This window comes from Nonomuraea sp. NPDC050328 (genome assembly GCF_044459405.1).
GTDB lineage: Bacteria > Actinomycetota > Actinomycetes > Streptosporangiales > Streptosporangiaceae > Nonomuraea.
On the sequence record NZ_JBITIW010000014.1, the window covers coordinates 1 to 18,446 of the forward strand.

The 18,446-nt window shown below is 74.6% G+C and carries 16 protein-coding genes; 7 read left to right on the top strand and 9 right to left on the bottom strand.

Annotation, left to right across the window (positions count from 1 at the left end; translation table 11 throughout):
* Positions 1–150: 150 nt before the first annotated feature.
* Together ACIBG7_RS37735 and ACIBG7_RS37740 are read right to left on the bottom strand one after the other, a co-directional pair.
* Complete coding sequence (locus ACIBG7_RS37735) at positions 151–471, bottom strand: hypothetical protein (RefSeq protein ID WP_397339341.1); 321 nt, start codon at positions 469–471, stop codon at positions 151–153.
* 49 nt (positions 472–520) lie between these two features.
* Positions 521–1,516 (bottom strand): TY-Chap domain-containing protein, encoded by a 996-nt coding sequence (locus ACIBG7_RS37740; protein WP_397339343.1) that lies wholly within the window; start codon positions 1,514–1,516, stop codon positions 521–523.
* A 76-nt stretch (positions 1,517–1,592) separates the two neighbouring features.
* Between ACIBG7_RS37740 and ACIBG7_RS37745 the strand changes: the two genes are divergently transcribed.
* On the top strand, positions 1,593–3,974 hold the full coding sequence (locus ACIBG7_RS37745) for a HEAT repeat domain-containing protein (RefSeq protein ID WP_397339344.1): 2,382 nt from the start codon (positions 1,593–1,595) through the stop codon (positions 3,972–3,974).
* A 138-nt stretch (positions 3,975–4,112) separates the two neighbouring features.
* Here the strand turns inward: ACIBG7_RS37745 and ACIBG7_RS37750 are convergent, their stop codons facing one another.
* Positions 4,113–7,214: a BTAD domain-containing putative transcriptional regulator gene (locus ACIBG7_RS37750; protein WP_397339345.1), complete on the bottom strand. Its 3,102-nt coding sequence runs from the start codon at positions 7,212–7,214 to the stop codon at positions 4,113–4,115.
* 100 nt (positions 7,215–7,314) lie between these two features.
* On the opposite strand from ACIBG7_RS37750, the gene ACIBG7_RS37755 reads away from it, so the two are divergent.
* Entirely contained in the window at positions 7,315–8,316 is a 1,002-nt protein-coding gene (locus ACIBG7_RS37755; protein WP_357925052.1) for an NADP-dependent oxidoreductase, read from the top strand.
* 29 nt (positions 8,317–8,345) lie between these two features.
* Here the strand turns inward: ACIBG7_RS37755 and ACIBG7_RS37760 are convergent, their stop codons facing one another.
* Complete coding sequence (locus ACIBG7_RS37760; RefSeq protein ID WP_357925055.1) at positions 8,346–8,603, bottom strand: hypothetical protein; 258 nt, start codon at positions 8,601–8,603, stop codon at positions 8,346–8,348.
* 220 nt (positions 8,604–8,823) lie between these two features.
* On the opposite strand from ACIBG7_RS37760, the gene ACIBG7_RS37765 reads away from it, so the two are divergent.
* The 4 genes from ACIBG7_RS37765 to ACIBG7_RS37780 all read left to right on the top strand — a co-directional run bounded on the left by ACIBG7_RS37765 (position 8,824) and on the right by ACIBG7_RS37780 (position 12,605).
* A complete protein-coding gene (locus tag ACIBG7_RS37765; RefSeq protein ID WP_397339346.1) occupies positions 8,824–9,408 on the top strand; it encodes a hemerythrin domain-containing protein in 585 nt (194 codons plus the stop codon).
* 228 nt (positions 9,409–9,636) lie between these two features.
* The gene (locus tag ACIBG7_RS37770; protein WP_397339347.1) at positions 9,637–10,596 is read left to right on the top strand and encodes a hypothetical protein; all 960 of its coding nucleotides are present in this window, start codon (positions 9,637–9,639) and stop codon (positions 10,594–10,596) included.
* 141 nt (positions 10,597–10,737) lie between these two features.
* Positions 10,738–12,006 carry a cytochrome P450 gene (locus ACIBG7_RS37775; RefSeq protein WP_397339348.1) on the top strand — a complete coding sequence of 423 codons (1,269 nt, stop codon included), beginning with the start codon at positions 10,738–10,740 and terminating at the stop codon, positions 12,004–12,006.
* Between the two features lie 29 nt (positions 12,007–12,035).
* Entirely contained in the window at positions 12,036–12,605 is a 570-nt protein-coding gene (locus ACIBG7_RS37780; protein WP_357925065.1) for a WHG domain-containing protein, read from the top strand.
* Between the two features lie 45 nt (positions 12,606–12,650).
* On the opposite strand, the gene ACIBG7_RS37785 is transcribed toward ACIBG7_RS37780, so the two are convergent.
* On the bottom strand, positions 12,651–13,826 hold the full coding sequence (locus ACIBG7_RS37785; protein ID WP_397339349.1) for an erythromycin esterase family protein: 1,176 nt from the start codon (positions 13,824–13,826) through the stop codon (positions 12,651–12,653).
* Positions 13,827–13,917: 91 nt separating this feature from the next.
* Between ACIBG7_RS37785 and ACIBG7_RS37790 the strand changes: the two genes are divergently transcribed.
* Complete coding sequence (locus ACIBG7_RS37790) at positions 13,918–14,601, top strand: TioE family transcriptional regulator (protein WP_397339350.1); 684 nt, start codon at positions 13,918–13,920, stop codon at positions 14,599–14,601.
* On the opposite strand, the gene ACIBG7_RS37795 is transcribed toward ACIBG7_RS37790, so the two are convergent.
* From ACIBG7_RS37795 to ACIBG7_RS37810, 4 genes are all read right to left on the bottom strand, one after another.
* Positions 14,577–15,434 carry a helix-turn-helix domain-containing protein gene (locus ACIBG7_RS37795; protein ID WP_397339351.1) on the bottom strand — a complete coding sequence of 286 codons (858 nt, stop codon included), beginning with the start codon at positions 15,432–15,434 and terminating at the stop codon, positions 14,577–14,579. The two genes, ACIBG7_RS37790 and ACIBG7_RS37795, sit on opposite strands and share 25 nt — an antisense overlap.
* A gap of 9 nt (positions 15,435–15,443) precedes the next feature.
* On the bottom strand, positions 15,444–16,145 hold the full coding sequence (locus tag ACIBG7_RS37800; protein WP_397339352.1) for a hypothetical protein: 702 nt from the start codon (positions 16,143–16,145) through the stop codon (positions 15,444–15,446).
* A gap of 96 nt (positions 16,146–16,241) precedes the next feature.
* Positions 16,242–17,360, bottom strand: coding sequence for an epoxide hydrolase family protein (locus ACIBG7_RS37805; protein WP_397339353.1), 1,119 nt, complete (start codon positions 17,358–17,360; stop codon positions 16,242–16,244).
* 57 nt (positions 17,361–17,417) lie between these two features.
* Positions 17,418–18,398, bottom strand: coding sequence for a helix-turn-helix transcriptional regulator (locus ACIBG7_RS37810; protein WP_397339354.1), 981 nt, complete (start codon positions 18,396–18,398; stop codon positions 17,418–17,420).
* Positions 18,399–18,446: the final 48 nt, after the last annotated feature.

Genomic DNA, 18,446 nt, shown 5'->3' on the forward strand with positions numbered 1-18,446 from the left:
CCGGGGGCCCCGTTGCGGACATACCTCCATGTATGGCGGCATCAAACCCCCCCCCGCCCCCAACACCCCTTCGGGGGGTTTTTTTTGGGGGGGGGGGGGGGGGTGGCGCCCCCCCCCACCCCCCCGGCTCACAGCGGGATCATCGAAGGGTCAGTACTTCTTGATGCCGTAGGTGTGCGCCACGGCCTTGGGGTGGCTGCTCGGGCAGTGCCCCGTCGTCGAGTAGCTGCCGACGTAGGCCCACGGGCCGCGCACGGTGGTCCTGGTGGAGCCGTTGCTGCACGTGGCGATCGCCTGGACGTAGCCGCCGCCGCCCGTGCACTTGGCCCAGGTGTAGACGTAGACGCCGTTCTTCGGGTAGCCGAAACCGCTCGAACAACCCGTCGGAAGCGGCTCGGCGTTCGCCACGCCGGGGGTGACCAGCACGAACGCCGCGGCGGCCAGGGAAGCCGCCAGAGTCATGATCTTCATGACAGATCATGTTACGGCCGGAAAAATCGTGATACGCCGGGGTGTCCGGTTAGGGGGCGAGGGGCAGGCCGATCCCGAGCAGGCCCACCGGGGGCGAGACCACCAGATGCGACAGGCCCGCGTACGGCACGCCGTACGAACGGAGCGCGGCGACCAGCAACCGTGCGGCGGTCTCGGCCTCCTCCCGCCCCAGCACCGGGAAGTGCCGGATCAGCCGGCCCTTGTCGTCGGGCGATCGCGGCGGCGACCAGCCCAGGGCGATCAGGTCCGCCTCCCAGGTAGGGCCGGCGTCGGTGGGAATGCCGGCCTGGATCTCCAGACCCCACTGCGCGTCCGTGGTCCACTGCGCGAAGGCGCGCTCGCGCGGCGTGCGGATGACCGCGGTGAAGTGGCTCGACGGGTCCAGGAGCGCGAAATCGGCCACCACCGAGCGCAGCGTCTCGGCCAGCCGCTCCTCCAGCTCCGCCCAGTCGTTCGCCACGTAACCGCCCGGGATGAACAGGTCGGTCGCCTCCGGCCGCCGGGTGATCATCTGCCAGTAGCCGAGCTGCCCGAGCCCGTCCTCCGCCTCCGCCCACCGCGCGACCTGGTACTCGTCCTTCTCCACCGCCACGGCCGGGCACACCCGCAGCAGGGCGGTGCCGCTGAACCGTTCGAGCTCCAGCAACCGGACCGGGTGGCGCCAGCGCAACATCGGCCCCGGCCCGCGCAGCAGCGACGGCGGCCCCAGGACCTCCTCCAGCAGCGAGCGCAGGGCCAGGAAGATCTCGTCCCCCTTCCCCACGCGCAGCGAGATCTGGGTGCGGACGTCATCGGCGCCGTGCCGCGCGAACGTCCCGCGCTCGCCGCCCAGGCCGGTGTCGTACTCCTCCCCGTAGAGCCGGGGGAACCGCGTCCGCAGGGCCTCCTCCTCAGGCGTGTAACGGGCCGGCTGCCAGCCGAGGTGCTCCCGGGCGCGGTCGAAGGCGGCATCGTCCCACCCGGCCAGGTCCAGGCCGGCGAAACGGCGGACGAGCTCGCGGAGCTGGGCATCGTCGTGAGTCATGTCGGGTGATCCTAGCGAGGGTCTTCCACGGCCCCCGCCTCTGCTCCCGTGACCGCCATCCGCCAGACTCGCCTGGATGAAGGGCGGAGAGCAGAGGCAGGACATCCTGACGCGGTTGGGCGCGGTGAACTGGCCGGTGGTGCTCACCCCCGCCACCGCCGCGAGCCACGGCCCGGCGCTCGTCACGGACCTGTGGCGTCCGGAGGCGGCCGAAGCGGCGGTCCGGACGTTGCGGCGGGTGTGCGCCCAGGGCGAGTACCTCTACCCGGCAGCCGTCGAACTGCTCCCGTTCCTGACCCTGGCCGCCGCCGACCCGTCCGTGCCCGTCCGGGCCCCGCTCATCGACGCGGTCGGAGAGATCGCCGCCACCGCCGCCCGAGCCCAGGCCCTCGGCCATGAGATGCGGCTGCCCGCCATGGCCTCCCTCCGCACCGGCCCCGGCCCGTCCCCGGCCTCCCAGATCCGCTCGCTCCCGGCGGCCACCTGGCCCACCGTGTGGGACCGCGCCGTCACCGACCTCTGCGCCCTCCTCGACGACCCTTCCCCGCCCGTACGGCGGAGCACCGCCGCCGCCCTGGCGCAGGCGACCGCCCGGGCCGAGGAGGTCACGCGCCTGCTCCAGTCCCGCTGCGACATCGAGTCCGACGCCGTGGCGGCCGAACGCATGGTCGCCTCCATCGCCGAGCTGACCCTCCACACCAGCGGCCCCCACCGCCAGGACCTCCTGACCTGGCTCCGAGCCCACCTACCCCGAGGGCACGTCGGTCGGCCCGACCTCCGCCTGCCCGCCCTGCGAGCCTTGCGCCGCGTCCTCCCCACCCACGACGACCCGATATACGCCCGAACAGCGGCCGAAGTCCTCCTGGACCCCACCCGGCACCCCTCACCCGCCCGCTCCGCCCCCTCCTCCCCGGACCCCGGCCACCATCCTTCGGCCGCCCGCCCCGACCTCTTCGACCTGCAGGCTTCCGAAGTGCGGGAGGTCGGCGAGCTGCTGGGCGGGGACCTGGACGGGCGGCTGGCGCTCACCCGCGGCCTGCTGCGCCACCCCCGGCCGGAGCACCGCACCGGCGGCCTGGAGCTGGCGGCGGCCCTGCTGGCCGACCGGCGTTCGGTGGTTCCCGCTCTGCTGCCCGAGGTGGCCGGCCTGGTCGACGACCCCCTGCCCGCGAACCGGGCCCTGGCCCTGCGCATCCTGGCCATGTGCACGACCGCCTCCCGCCCCTGGGCCGACGCGGTCGCCGCGCACACGACCCCGGACGACGAGCCGGACCCCCTGGTCCGGACCCAGGCCCTGTGGGCCCTGGGCAAGATGGGCGACCGCCGATGCGTCCCCGTGCTGGCCGCCCGCATGTCCGCAGGCCCGCGCCGGGAACGGCGGGACGGCTTCCGCGACTGGCTGCCGCTGTCGAACGTCGGCCGCTGGAGCGACCTGGAGCTGAACTTCTGCGAACTGCTCACCCCGCTGGCCGTACACCACCGCGACCTGCTGACCCCTCTGCTGGCCAAGATGGCGGCCCGGCACGACCGGCTCCACTACCCCCAGGTCCTGGCCGCCTGGCATCACGCCGGGGCTCCCGTGGTGCCGGACCTGGTGGAACTGCTCGACACCGAGTACGCGATCTGGGCGGCGTACGCGCTCACGGTGATCGCCCCCGGCCCGGTGGCGGTCGGCCGGGAGCACAGGCTGCGCCCGCTCCTCGGCCCCCTCGACCCCCGCGGCCGGAACCGGGAGCGCCTCGACCCGCTCCTCTACTGGCGGCTCACCGGGGACACCGGACCCGTCCTCACCGCCCTTGACGCCGGGCCCACCCCGGCCTGGTACCGCGCCGAGATCTACGCCGAGCTGGGACCGGCGGCGGCCGGGGGAGCGGAGTGGCTGCGGCAGGAGCTACGGACGCTGCGCCCTGCGCTGGCCCTACGGCACCTGCGGGCCCTGTGGCGAGTCACCGGCGACCCCGCCGAGGTGGTCCCCGCGCTGCTGTCGCTGACCGCACCCGCCAGCGTCGCCTCCGACACCGTCCCCGCGCTGCTCACCCTGTGCGAGATCGCCCCGACCGGCCAGGTCCTGGACCGCCTCCGCGCCCTGATCCACCGGGCCCGGTCCCTCGGTCACGAGCGCACCCTCGGCGTGGCCCGCGCCTTGTGGCAGCACAGCCGCCGTGCCGACGAGGTCGTCCCGGCGTTGATGACCCTGGTCGACCAGGTGACCGAGCCCAGCGGCTGGCGGCCGCCCACCCGGCTGGAGCCGCTGGCCCTGCTCGCCGAGATCGCCGCCGCCGACCCCGAGGGTGTCGCCCCCGCACTGCCCCGGCTTCGCGCGCTCGTCGACACCGACGAACGCCCGTACACCTACCGGAACTGGCGGCCCGTCGAGCGTCGTCACTGGCGCTCCGTCGAGGACGACGAGGCCCTCCGCGCCGCCGCCCACGCCGTCCTCACCGCCGCCGCACGTTAGGGGAAACGCCCGGGCGAAGGACCAGGGGGACGGGCGCGCCCCCACCCAGGTGGGTGAGCCGGGTGGAGGGTAGGCGATCGGTCGCACCCAGGGCCGAGTGGAGGGGCGGTGGATGGGGGGCCAAGACTGAGCGGAGGGTCAGTGAATAGGGGCGTCCAGGGCTGAGTGGATGGCGGCCTGGATGCGGTTGACGTCGCCTCGTTCGCCCGGTGGGAGGGGCGCGCCCACTGACGCACGGAGATCCTCCGCCTCCGCGAGCAGCCGGCCGGCCTCCGCGAACGAGCCGGCGGCCGCGGCGACGCCGGCCAGGCCCTCCTTGGCCAGGGCCACCGCCCGCGAGTCGCCAAGCCGCAGCGCGGCGGCGAGGGCCTGCTCGTGCCAGGATCGGGCCGGCCCGAGGGCCCCCCGCTGCTCGGCCACGAACCCGAGCTCGGACAGCAGCAACGTCACCCCGTAGAACGGCACCCCGTAGTCCGCCTCCAGCCGCCCGTTCCACGCCAGCGACTCCAGGAAGTACGCCTCGGCCGCGTCCAGGTCACCGGCTCGCCGCGCGACCAGCCCCAGCCCGACGCGGGCGAACTCCTCGGCGAACCGGTTGGACTGCTCGCCCGCCAGCCGCAACCCCCGTTCGTGGCACTCCCGCGCCCGCTCGAGGTCGCCGGTCAGCAGGGCGATCCGCCCGAGCCCGGACCACCGGTAGGACGCGTCCACCCACAGCCGCAGCTCCTCCGCCAGCCGCAGGCCGGTGCGGTGCAGACGCTCGGCCAGGCCGTACTCGCCGCCGATCTCGGCGACGTAGGCGAGCAGGTCGGCGGCCTGGAGCTGCCCCCACCCGTCCCCGAGCTGCTCGAACAGCTCCATGCTCCGGCGGCCGGCCCGTGCGGCGCGGTCGTGCTCGCCCTGGAAGACCGCCTGCTTGGCCTGCCCGGCCAGCGCCGCCGCCTCGCCCCAGCGGTCGCCCGCGGCCTGGAAACCGGCCAACGCGCGGTCGAGCAGGTCACCGGCCGTGGCGGCGTCGCCGAAGGTCAGGTGCGCCAGCGCGAGGAACCAGCGCGAGCGCGGATCGCCCGCCCCGGTGGAGCCGGCCACCGCCCGGGTGCGCTCCAGAAGGTCGGTGCCGTCACCGGTGAGCATGGCGAACCCCGCGTGCCAGGCGGCCGTCCGGGGCGAGTCGCCGCCGGGCAGGGTCAGGACGCGGGCGAGCGCGCTCTGGCCCTCCCGGTGCCTGCCGCGCAGGTACCAGTACCACGCCAGCGCGCCCGCCAGCCGCGCGGCCTGGGCTCCGTCGGTGAGGTGGGCGAGGGTGGCGCGCAGGTTGTGCGCCTCGGCGTCCAGGCGCTCCAGCCACTCCCGCTGGGCGCTGCCGTACAACCGGGGTTCGGCGCGTTCGGCCAGCTCGGTGTAGTAGCGGTCGCGGCGCGCGAAGGCCGGGTCGGCGGGGTCGAGCCGTTCGAGGCAGTAGGCGGCGATCGACTCCAGCAGCCGGTAGCGGGTCCCGCCCAGCGACTCGACCATCGATCTGGCGACGAGGTGGTCCAGCAGGTCGGCGACGTCGAGCCCGGGTTCCGCGCAGACCTGCTCGGCGGCCTCCAGCGTGCACCCGCCGGGATGAACGGCCAGCCGGAGCAGCACCAGGCGTTCGGGCTCGGTGAGCTGCTCCCAGCTCCAGTCGATCATCGCGCGCAACGTCCGCTGGCGGGCCGGCCGTCCTCTGCCGGTGGCGGCCAGCAGCCGGAAGCGGTCGTCCAGCCGCTCGGCCACGCCCCGCACGCCCAGGGCCCGCACGCGCGCGGCGGCCAGCTCCAGGGCCAGCGGCAGCCCGTCGAGCCGCGCGCAGATGGCCGCCACCCACGGCGCGCTCTCGGCGTCCAGCACGAAACCGGGCGCGGCGGCCGAGGCACGGGCCACGAAGAGCCGCACGGCCGCCGCCTGCCCCAGCTCGTCCGGGCCGGCGGCGCCGGGGGACGGCAGGCCGAGCGGCGCGACCGCGTAGAGCGTCTCGCCGGGCAGGGCCAGGGACTCCTGGCTGGTGGCCAGCACCCGCACCCCCGGCGCGGCGCCGAGCACCGACGCCACCAGCTCGGCGACCGGCTCGACCAGGTGCTCGCAGTTGTCGAGCACGAGCAGCAGCCGCTGCCCGCTCAGCGCGTCGGCCAGCCGGTGCGCCAGCTCCGCCGGGCGCACGCCGGGACGGGCGCCGGTGGCGGGCTCGTCGCGCACGCACAGCTCGGCGGTGATCGTCTCGGCCACCGCCATGGGGCCGCCCGAGACTCCGGCCAGCTCGACCAGCCACACGCCGTCGGGGAAGGCCGCGCCCAGCCCTTCGGCGGCGGCCAGGGCCAGCCGGGTCTTGCCCACCCCGCCGGGGCCGGTCAGGGTGAGCAGCCGGGTCGAGTCCAGCAGCGTGCGGACCTCGGCCACGTCCCGTTCCCGGCCGATCAGCTCGGTGAGCGGGGCTCGCAGGTTGGTGCGCGGCCCGCGCGGCGGCGTCACCGGGTCCAGTCCGGGGTCCTGCCGGAGCATCGCCTGGTACAGGGCCGACAGCTCGGGGCCGGGGTCGAGGCCCAGCTCCTCGCTGAGCCGCTCGCGAAGCTCGGCGTAACCGCTCAGCGCCTCGCTCTGCCGTCCGGACCGGTAGAGCGCCCGCAGGTGCGCGGCCCGCAGCCGTTCACGCAGCGGGTGCTCCGCCACCAGCTCGCCCAGCTCGTCGGCCACCCGGTCGTGCTCGCCCAGCGCCAGCCGTACCTCCGCCTGCTCCTCCAGCGCGGTCAGCCGCTGCTCCTCCAGGCGGGTGGCCGGGATGCGGGCGAACTCCTCGTCGCCGAAGTCGGCGTAGGCGGGGCCGCGCCACAACCCGAGCGCCTCGTCCAGCAGGGCGGCCTTCTCCTGCGGTGCGGCACTCGCGCGCGCCCGCGCGAGCAGGTCGGTGAACCGCGCGGCGTCCACGTCGGCGGCGCGCAGGACGTACCCCCTGGCCTGGAAGGCGACCAGCTCGCGCCCGCCCGGCTCGCCCTGCTCCAGGGCGCGGCGCAACTGGGAGACCTTGGTCTGCAGCGTGTTGCCCGGGCTGCCGGGCGGCTCGTCGCCCCACAGGTCCTCGACCAGGCGGTCGGCGGAGACGGTGCGGCCCTCGTGCGCCAGCAGATCGGCCAGCAGCGCCCGGACCTTCGCCTCGGGCACCCGCACCGGCCGGCCCTCGTCCGTCCACACCGCCAACGGTCCAAGAACCCCGAATCGCACCAGGCCATGGTACCCGCAGCCGATCGTCAGCCGATCGTGCGCGGCCTGGCCGAAGGTGGAGCACGCAACGAACCGCACACCCCTCGCCGAGGAGCACGTCATGACCGTCAACCGTGAGATCCACCTCGCCGCGCACCCCGTCGGCGAGCCGCAGCCGCGGGACTTCACGCTCGCCACGACCCCGATGCCCGAACCGGCCGAAGGCCAGGTCCTGGTCCGCAACACCTGGATGTCGGTCGACCCCTACATGCGCGGGCGCATGGACCCGCGCGAGTCCTACCTGCCGCCGTTCCGGCTCGGCGAGCCGATGGAGGGGGCCGCGATCGGTGAGGTCGTGCTCTCACGCGCCCCGGAACTGCCCGTCGGCACCACCGTCGTGCACTTCCTCGGCTGGCGCGAGTACGCCGTCGTGGACGCCGCCGCCGCGACCGTCGCCGACCCGGGCCTGGCCCCGGCCGAGGCCTGGCTGGGCGTCCTGGGCACCACCGGGCTGACCGCCTACGCGGCCCTGACCGAGGTCGCCCCGGTACGGCAGGGCGACGTGGTCCTCGTCTCGGCGGCGGCCGGCGCGGTCGGCAGCATCGCCGGCCAACTGGCCCGCAAGCTGGGCGCCTCCCGGGTGATCGGCTCGGCGGGCGGCCCGGTGAAGACCGAGCGGCTGGTCAAGGACTTCGGCTACGACGCAGCGATCGACTACCGCGCCGGCTCGCTCGCCGGGCAACTGGCCGAGGCGGCCCCCGACGGCGTCGACGTCTACCTCGACCACGTCGGCGGCGACCACCTGGTGGCTGCGATCGACGCCCTGCGCCCCGGCGGTCGCATCGCCCTGGTCGGGGCGATCAGCTCCTACAACGCCACCGAGCCGGCCCCCGGCCCGGGCAACCTGTTCGAGCTGGCCGCCAAGGACGCCACGCTGCGAGGGATGCTGGTCAACTCCTACTTCCACCTGTTCCCGGAGTGGATCGGCAAGGCCGCCGGCTGGCTGGCCGACGGCTCGCTGCACACCGAGCTGACCGTGGCGGACGGCATCGAGCGGGCGCCCGCGGCCTTCCTGGAGATGATGCGGGGCGGCAACGTGGGCAAGATGCTGGTGCGGCTCTGAACACCCGGCCGCACCTGCGGCCGGCCGGGTCAGCGGCCGAAGCAGTACACCGGGATGTAGCTCTCCGAGCCGTCGGCGTTGGTCACCACGTACAGGTCGTAGCCGAGGCCGAGCGGCGGCTGCACGCGCCGCACGAACCGCGCCCCCTCCGGAGCCCGCTCCGGGCAGCTCGGCCCCAGGCCCGGCCAGCCGGCGCTGCTCTGCTCGGGGGCGCGGGTGTCGGCGAAGCTGGGAACGCTCACGAGCAACGCACTGGCGGAAAGCAGGCCGATAAGGACGTATCGCATGAAGGTCTCCTCAGACGAGAGTGGCCGCCCCCCGGGGAGATGAGCGTCGCGGGGGGCGTGTCTCGACAGTAGGGGGCCACCCGGCGGGAGCCCCAGGGACGAGGCACCAACCTGCCGCGCGACGGCCGCCAGATGCCGTTTCCGCAGCATGGTGCGAGCGAGCTCCCGCTTAACGGGGCCGCCCCCGGGTAGCCCGAGGGCTCCACGGAAGGAGCCGACCATGGCAGACGGCCATACCAAGCCGGAGACGATGCAGGAGACCGACGTCATCGAGCTGCTGCTGGCGCAGCACGGCATGATCCGGAACCTGTTCGACGAGGTCGAGAAGGCCGCACCGGACCGGCGGGCGGAGGCGTTCACGCGGCTCGTGCGGCTGCTGGCCGTGCACGAGACCGCGGAGGAGGAGATCGTGCACCCGTTCGCCCGCATGAAGATCGAGGGCGGCGACGGCTTGGTGGACGACCGCCTGGCCGAGGAGCGCGAGGCCAAGGAGCTCCTGCAGCACATGGACCAGGCGGGGCCGGACGACCCCGACTTCACCAAGAACCTGCTCACGCTGCGGGCCGCCGTCGAGGCCCACGCGCGCAGCGAGGAACGCTACGAGTTCAACAAGATCATCCAGCACACCAGCGTGGCGGAGCGGCGGGCGATGGCCGCCGGCGTCAAGGCCGCCGAGGCCCTGGCCCCCACCCACCCGCACCCCGGCACCGAGTCGGCGATCAAGAACCTCCTCGTCGGCACCCCGGTCGCCATGATGGACCGGGCTCGGGACGTCATCCGCCAAGCCCTGGGCAAGCGGCCCTGACCTCTCCTCCGGGCGGACGTGACTCGGCGCCCGCCCGGCCTTGTCGGCTCCGGTTCGAGAGCGGGTCAAGATCGCTCCACATGTCGTGCACGGAACGTCACTCCCCGTGGCCGCGCGGTTAGGTTCGGTGCGCGGAACCGGGCCGCCCGAGGACCAGGACCGACCTCGGCGCCTCCGGGCGAGTCCTCCTGCGCGCCCCGGCTTCGCGGAGCCGAGAGGAGGACTTCTGTGCTGTCGACGAACAGGTGGGGTGCCCTGGGCGGGGCCGCCGTCACCCTGATGGGCGGGCTGCTCTGGGCCGTCACCCCCGCCTACGCCTCCGCCGCCCCGGCGGTGTGCCCGCTCGGGACGAGCGACGCGTCGCCCACCTACCGCGAGCCCGGCACCTTCACCTGCACCGGGCCGGCCGGCTACCGCATCCTGACCGTCACGCTCATCGGCGCCGGTAGCGGCGGTGGGGGCGGCGGTGCCGGGCACGGTGGGGCCGGTGGCAGCGGAGGCGGCGGGGGAGGGGCCGGCGGGGCCCTCGTCTGCAGCGGGCCCTACCGCGCCGGCGGGGACATCGTCATCAAGGTCGGCGCGGGCGGGGCCGGTGGCAAGGGCGGGACCTCCGCCGTGAGCGCCCAGCCCGGTGCCGCGCCCGAGGTCACCAGCGTCACCTTCGACGGGCCCGCCGGGAAGCTCGGCACCGTCACCGCCGAGGGGACCACCGGCGGCGGCCCCGGCACCCCTGCCGCCGCCCTGTCCGACCCGGGTACGGCAGGCACAGGCAAGGACGGCACCAGTGGTACGGCCGGCGGTTCGGTCGCTGTGGGCGGGGCGGCCGGGAAGGGCGGTGGGGTCTCCTGCCGGGTCGGCACCTCGATCATCCACGTCCAGCCCGCCGGCCGCCCGGGCACGCCCGGCGCCGAGGCCACAGGCGGGTACGGCGGAGCGGGCGGACTCGGCGGCAAGGCCCGGTCGGCCACGGCCCTGACCGCCTGCCCGGCGAACGCCGGAACAGGAGGCGACGGCGGCAAGGGCGGCGACGGGAACCCCACCGCCGGAAAGACCGGCGCCACCCAGGACAGCGGCACCCAGGACACCAGCACCCAGGACAGCGGCACCCAGGGCAGCGGCACCCAGGGCAGCGGTCACGACGGCACCCCAGGGGCGGCGGGGTGCGTAGCCCTCTCGTTCAGCAACTGACCGACACCCCACGGCGGGCTGCGGAGTGCTCGGGGACGGCGACGGATCGAGCCCGCGCCGAGTGACGCAGCCCACCCCCTCAACCCCCTCACCAGGCCAGAGCCCCGGTTTCGGTTCCGGCCCGCGGGGCAAGCGTCACGAATGACGATCCGACGTTTCCCCATGGTGGACAGCACCCTGTCGATGCTGGCCCGCGGCTACGCCTGGCTGCCCGGCCTCCTGCGCCACACCGGCGGCGCGCCCGCACGGCTCCGGGTGATGGGCAAGCCGGCGGTGGCCATCCGCGGCCCCGAAGCCGCCAGGTTCTTCTACGACGAGCGCCACGTCCGAAGAGCAGGCGCCCTGCCCGAGCCGGTCCAGGCGACCCTGACCGGCAAGGGCGCCGTGCACACCCTGGACGGCCCCGCCCACCGCTCCCGCAAGGCGATGTTCCTCTCCGTGCTGGCCGACCCCGAACGGGTCGCCGACCTGGTGGACCAGGTGGGCGAGTGCTGGGACGCCCGCGCCGCCACCTGGGCGGACGGCCGGGAGGTGGTGGTGTTCGACGAGGCGGGCCGCGCGATCACCGAGGCGGTCTGCCGCTGGTCGGGCGTCCCGCTGGACCCGGCCGACGTGGACGGAACCGCCCGCGACCTGGTCTCCCTGGTCGACGGCTTCGGCACGCTGGGCGCCCGTCACTGGCGGGCCAGGCGCGCCCGCGTCCGCCTGGAGAAGCGGCTGGCCCGGCTCCTCTCCGAACCCGCCGGCGTCGCACCGGGTTCGGTGGCCGCGCTCGTCGCCGGGCACCGGGACGAGGACGGCGAGCAACTCGCACCGCAGCTCGCCGCGGTCGAACTGCTCAACATCATCCGCCCCACCGTGGCAGTGGCCTGGTACATCGCGTTCGCGGCGCACGCCCTGCACCGCTGGCCGGACAACCGTGCGAGGCTGAGCGGCGGCGACCCGGCCTACGCCGAGGCGTTCGCCCAGGAGGTGCGGCGCTTCTACCCCTTTGCCCCCTACGTCGGCGGCCAGGCGGTGAAGGACCTGAGCTGGCGGGGCGAGCAGATCCCCGAGGGTGCGCTGGTCCTGCTCGACCTGTACGGCCAGCACCACGACGAGGCCCGCTGGGACCGCCCGTACTCCTTCGACCCCAAGCGCTTCCTCGACGTCGGCATCGGCCGCGACGACCTGATCCCGCAGGGCGGCGGCGACCCGCACACCGGCCACCGCTGCCCCGGCGAGGCCGTCGCCGTCGGCGTGCTCCGCGCGCTGGCGGTCCGGCTGGCACGGCTCAGCTACACCGTCCCGGACCAGGACCTGCGCATCCCGCTGAACCGCATCCCCACCCTGCCGCGCAGCGGCTTCCGTATCACCGGCGTGCGGATCTCCCGGGAGCGGGCCGTACCTCTGAGGTCCTCTAAGGTCTAGGGAAACGGTCGACACCCTGGGAGGGCTGCGTGGCGCGAGCCGGGCTGAGCGCCGAACGGCTGACGCTGGAGGCCGCGAACCTGGCCGACGAGGTCGGGTTCGCGAACGTGACCATCTCGGCGCTGGCCCGCCGCTTCGGGGTGAAGGACGCCAGCCTGTACTCGCACGTCAAGAACGCCCACGACCTGCGGGTGCGGGTGGCGCTCCTGGCGCTCGCCGAGCTCGCCGACCAGGTGGCGACGGCGCTGGCCGGGCGGGCGGGCAAGGACGCGCTGGTCGCCTTCGCCAACGCCTACCGCGACTACGCCCGGGCGCACCCCGGCCGGTACGCGGCGGCCCGGATGGAGCTCGACGACGCCACGGCCGAGGCCAGCGCCGCCCGGCGGCACTCGGAGATGACGCGGGCCCTCCTGCGGGGCTACGCGCTGCCGGAGCCGGCCGAGACCGACGCGGTGCGGTTGCTGCACAGCACCTTCCACGGCTACGTCAGCCTGGAGACGGCCGGCGGGTTCAGCCGGACCGAGCGTGAGGTCGAGGCGTCCTGGGCGCGCAGCCTCGATGCCCTGGACGCCATGCTCCGCCACTGGCCGGCCCCCTGACCGGCCCGCCTGCCGTACCGGACGATGCGGCGGCAGATCCCGGGGTCAGCCCAGCCGCTTGAGGTCGTCGGCGCGCCTGAGGAAGAGCAGGCCGTCGATCCGGCCGAGCTGCGCGGGGTCTACCGGGAAGTAGGCGAAGTCGCCGGTCACCCGGCGGTCGGCCTGGCCGGCGGTCTCGGCCAGGCGGCGCGCGTCGACGAGCGCGGCGTCCCACGGGAGGCCGGACAGGAGGGCCTCGACGGTGCCGGGGGCCGGGGCGTCGCCGTCCAGGGTGCCCAGGGCGGAGGCGAGGAAGGCGTACTGCTCGCCCAGGGCGGCCGAGACCAGCGCGCCCGCGCTCCACCACTCCAGCGACTGCTCGCCCAGCGCCATCACGCTCTGGTCGCGCTGCAGATGCAGGTTGCTGGAGTAGATCAGGGCCGGGCCGTGCGCGGCCAGCGCCCGCAGGTTGGCGGCCATCATCGCGTCCCGGAGGGCCGACAGCCGGCCCCAGCGCTGCGGCGAGGCGTCGGCCATCCAGTAGTGGTAACGCAGCAGGCCCACGGCGGTGCGCGCATACAGCTCGGCCTGCTCCCGCTCGGCCGGGTCGAGCTGCGGCGTCCGCGTCTCCAGCAGCGCCACCAGGTCGTCGGCGATCACCCGGAGCCGCTCGGCCTCGGGGGAGCGGCCGATCGACCGGGCCGGGTCCATGGCCGCGGCCTCGTTCGACCACCGCTCGTCGGCGCCCAGGAGCTCGTCGAGGGTCTCCGCGCTGACGATCGCCGCCAGGAGCGGGCCGTCGAGCAGCGCGTACAGGCCGGTCAGCGCCTCACGCGGGCTGGCCGCCCAGTACTCCAGCGGCCCGTCGAACCCGAAGAAGCGCAGCCGCGTGCCGTGCTCGGCGTTGTAGGCCCGCATCCAGCGCACCAGCTCCCGGTTGGCGGGCGAGGCGCCGAAGCCGTGGCTGAAGCCGCGTTCCATGACCTCGTCGAGGTCGCCCTCGCCGGTGGCGAGGTAGCGGTCGACCACCTGGCCCATGAGGCAGTCGCTCTCCAGGGCGAACGAGCGGTAGCCCTCGTGCTCGACCAGGTGGCGGAAGAGCTCGTTGCGCGCCTCGCCCAGCTCGCCCACGAAGTGCCGGGCCTCGCCCAGGCCGAGCAGCCGCGGGGCGGCGGGCAGGGAGCGCAGGAAGGCCGAGACGCCCGCGCCGTCGAACGGCCGGGCAAAGTCCTTGATGTCCATGCCTTCAACGCTATCGTTGAACTATCGGTGTAAACTTGGCCCTGATCAGGCCGGATGAAGCCGGTGTAAACCTTCAATCGGCAGGACAGGCATGAGACCCGTGGACCTGGCGCGCGAGCACGGCCTGTCCACCCAGGCGGTCCGCAACTACGAGGACGCCGGCATCCTGCCCGCCGCCGCCCGCATCGCGAGCGGCTACCGCGCCTACACGCCGCTGCACGCGCACGCCCTGCGGGCCTTCCTCGCCCTCGTGCCCGGGTACGGTCACCCCACGGCGACCGCGATCATGCAGGCGGTCAACCGGGGCGCGGTCGAGCAGGCGCTGCGGCTGGTGGACGAGAGCCACGGCCAGCTCCTCGACGACCGGCGCACCCTCCAGGCCGTCGAGGCCGCCCTGCGGGACCTGGCCCCGGTGCCGCAGGAGCGCGGCGACACCTTCATCGGGCCGCTGGCCAGGCGGCTCGGCCTGCGGCCGGCGACCCTGCGCAAATGGGAGAACGCCGGCCTGATCCGCCCCGCCCGTGACCCGCGGACCGGCTACCGCGTCTACAGCGCGGCCGACGTCCGGGACGTACGGCTGGCACACCAGTTGCGGCGCGGCGGTTACCTCCTGGAGCAGATCGCCCCGCTGATCGCCCAGGTCCGCTCGGCCGGGGGCGTGGCCCCGCTGGAGTCGACGCTGGCCGACTGGCAGGCCCGCCTGTCGGCTCGGGGACGCGCGATGCTCAAGGGCGCGGCCGGGCTGGACGCCTACCTGCACGCCCTGGAGTCCTGACGAACCGGCCTCGAAGACCAGGCCAGGTCGTCCACCGCCAGGAACGGAGCGACGGAGAGCGCCGTTGGGGTGAGCCCGGTGCTGGCCAGCACGTCGCGGTGCAGGTGGGACTGGTCGCTGTAGCCGCACTCCGCGGCGACCCGCGCCGCCGGCACCCCGGCGGCCAGCCGGTGGGCGGCGACGTCGAACCGCACCAGCCTGGCCGCCTGCTTGGGCGCCAGCCCGATCTGTGCCCGGAAGCGTGACCACAGCCGCTTGCGGCTCCACCCGACCTCGCCGGCCAGCTCGTCGACCCTGACCAGGCCGCCGCCGGTCCGCATCCGCCGCCAGGTCCAGGCCACCTCCGGGTCGGCGCGGACGCCGTCCAGGCGGGCGAGCAACGCCTGTTCGGTGAGCGCGAACCGGGCGGCCCAGCCGGGCGCCTCCGCGAGCCGCTCCGCCAGGTGCCCGGCCGAGCGGCCCCACACCTGCTCCAGGCCGGTCAGCTCGTCGAGTCCGGTCCCGAGGAGGGCGTGGGCGAGCACGGGGGACAGGCGGATCTGCACGCACCCGAACGCGTCGGCGTGCCGTACCCGGACCGGACCGGAACCGAGCCCCAGCCCGGCCGCCAGGCTGCCGCGAACCTCGAGCCCGCTGAGCCCGCTCGTGCCCGGCCGGGTGACGGTGACCGTACCGCCGCCGAACACCACGGCCAGCGTCACCGCCGGGTGCGGGATCAGCGGCAGGTCGGCCGGAGTGCGGGCGAGACCCCCGAAACCGGCCATGGTGAGTCCGGGGATCCGGCTGGGCCGCGCCGGGCGGGCGACGTCCCACACCACCTGGGAGGAGGACACCCTTCCATGCTAGGCGCCCGCGCCGCCGCCGGGCCGGTCCGCAGCGTCCTCGGGTTCGGCCGCCGGGGTGAGCTGGAGCGGCGTGCCGCGGCCGGCGGCGAGCTCCCGCCCCTGGGTGAGCGTGTAGTCGAGCTGCCGGGCCAGCATCGGCAGGCTCGCCGGCGGCAGGTAGGCGTCGGCCCCGGCGTCGAGCAGCCGCCGGACCGGGCCGTGGTACTGGACGCCGAGCTCGTCGTCCTCGATCTCGGTGATGATCACGCGGGCCTTCGGGAACATCGCCCGGAGCGCGCCGATCAGCTGCGGGCTGCCCGCCGGGACCAGCAGCACGTCGGTGGTCTTGGGGGCGGCGTGCAGGTCGAGCACCACGTAGTCGTCCCCGAGCTGGTCCGACAGCGCGACCCGGGCCGCGCGGGACAGCTCCATCGCGGTGGCGACGACGGTCACCCCGTCGAGCTTCACCGGCTCCTCCTCCGGAGCGGTTTCGGCGGCGGCCTCGAGGCCCACGACCGCGCCCTCGACCACGGCGACGGTGCTGGCGACGGTCGCGATCGACGCCTCGTCCCTGGTGATGACCAGGGTCTCGCCCGGCCCGAGCGCGTCGATCAGCGCGACGACCTCCTCGGGCAGGCGGCCCACGTCGATCCGCTGCTTCGGGCGGGGGGCGCGCTTGCGGATCTTCACGCCGCGCCCGCCGGGGGCGTGGCGCTCCACCAGATGATCACAAAAGCCCCTTCCGCTGCCGTGATCTGTTTGGATGCCGCGCCAGGCCCTTTGGTTCGCCGCCGCCGGGAATTCGGGGCTCCAGCTTCAGCGACCGAGCCCGGCGAAGAAGGCCCGCACGTCGGCGGCGAAGGCCTCCGGCTGCTCGGCGGGCAGGAAGTTGCCGCCCTCCTCCAGCTCGCTCCAGTGCACCACGGGCGCGTTGCGCTCGGCGTAGCGGCGGATGGTGATGTCGGTCTTCTTGGCCAGCGCGACGCCCAGCGGGACGCTGCTGGCCGGCTTCGGCGCCCAGGCGCCCGGGTCGTGGGCGTTCTCGAAGTAGAGGTTGGCCGAGGAGCCGGCCGTACCGGTGAACCAGTACAGGCTGACGTTGGCCAGCAGCAGGTCGAGGCCGACGGCGTCCTCGGGCAGCTCGGCGGCCGGGTCGGTCCACTCCTTGAACTTCTCCGCGATCCAGGCGAGTTGCCCGGTGGGGGAGTCGTGCAGGCCGTGGGCGAGGGTCTGCGGGCGGGTGGACTGCTGGACGTTGAAGCCCATCATGTCGTCGCGGAAGTGCTGCAGCCGGGCCAGCCGCGCCTGCTCGTCCTCGGTCAGGCCGGCGAAGTCGGCCGGGTCGTCGGAGGGGAAGGTCACGTAGCCGTTGACGTGGGCGCCGATGACGCGCTCCGGCGCCAGGCGGCCCATCTCGACCGCGTACCAGGCGCCGCCGCCCTGGCCCTGCACGCCGAAGCGGGGGTAGCCGAGGCGGTCCATCAGCTCCAGGAAGGCGGCGGAGATCCGCCCGGTGTTCCAGCCGGCCTCGGTGAGCGGGCCGGAGAAGGCGACGCCCGGGACGTTCGGGATGACCAGGTGGAAGTGCTCGCTCAGCAGCTCGACGATGGGCAGGAACACGACGTAGGAGGCGGGCCAGTCGTGCGCCAGCAGCAGCGGGACCGCGTCGGGGTCGGCCGAGCGGATGTGCGCGAAGTGGATGTCCTGGCCGTCGATCTCGGTCACGAACTGGGGGAGCTCGTTCAGCCGGGCCTCCATGGCCCGCCAGTCGAAGCCGTCGGCCCAGTAGGCGGCCACCCGCTTGAGGTAGTCGACCGGTACGCCGCGGCTCCATCCCTGGCCGGGGATCTCCGTGCCCCAGCGGGTACGGCGGAGCCGGTCGCGGAGGTCGTCGAGGTCGGCCTGCGGGATGGACACCTGGAAGTCGCGGATCATGGGAGGCTCCCTGTTCGGAACGGCTCGTTCTGTTCCAAAATAGCAGAACGGAATGCTTCATTCCATAGGGAAGGCGTAAGTGTTCGCGATGGCCGTGGCACGCTCGCGCAGACGGGTCCGCAACCACTCGGGCGACAGCGCCTCGGCACCGGTCGCGAGCTGCCACAACGCCCATTCGGCATGCCGGCGGTCCTGGAAGCTCACCTCCATGCGCAGCCGGCCGTCGGCCTCCGCCTCCTCGGAAAGCACGGCCAGCGCGGTCGTCACCAGGGCCTCACGCCGCCCCGGATGCAGCCGCACCCGCACGACGACCTGCTCGCCGCCGGTGCGGAAGCGGGTGCTGCGGTCCCGCCAGGCCTGGTCCAGATCCACCCGGTCGGGCCGCTGGGCCGGTTCCGGCAGTTCCTCGGCGGCCCGCACCCGCGACAGCCGGTAGGTGCGGTCCTCGCCGGACCTCGTGGCCAGCAGGTAGCCCTGGTCGCGGACGGTGACCAGGCCGATCGGGTCCACCGTGCGCCACTCCGCGCCCTGCCCCGAGGCGGCGTAGTGGATGCGCAGCCGGTGCCCGGCAAGCACCGCCCGCCGGATCTCCGCGACCACCGCGTCCGGCACCTCCTGCTCGGGGCTCGTCCGCCGGGAGAGCAGGTCCGTCTCCGGGTCGATGAGCAGCCGTTCGGCCGCGCCGGCCGCGGTGACGCGATAGCTCTCCGGCAGCGCGTCCACCACCTTGAGCATCGCCGAGGCCAGCGCCGAGCCCAGGCCGAAGGCCTGCGCGCCGCGCCGCGAACCGGCGATCAGCAGGGCGAGGGCCTCGTCGTGGTTCAGCCCGGTGAGCTCGGTACGGAAGCCGGGCAGCAACGCGAAGCCGCCGTGCCGGCCGCGCTCGGCGTAGACCGGGACGCCCGCCGCGGACAGCGCCTCGATGTCGCGCAGCACCGTCCGGGTGGAGACCTCCAGCTCCCGCGCCAGCGCGGCCGCCGACAGCCGGCCGTGCTGCCGCAACAACAGGACCAGCGAGACCAACCGGTCGGCGCGCATGAGAAGACCCTAACCAGGCCGCCCGGCCGCGAAGCACCGGTCACCCCG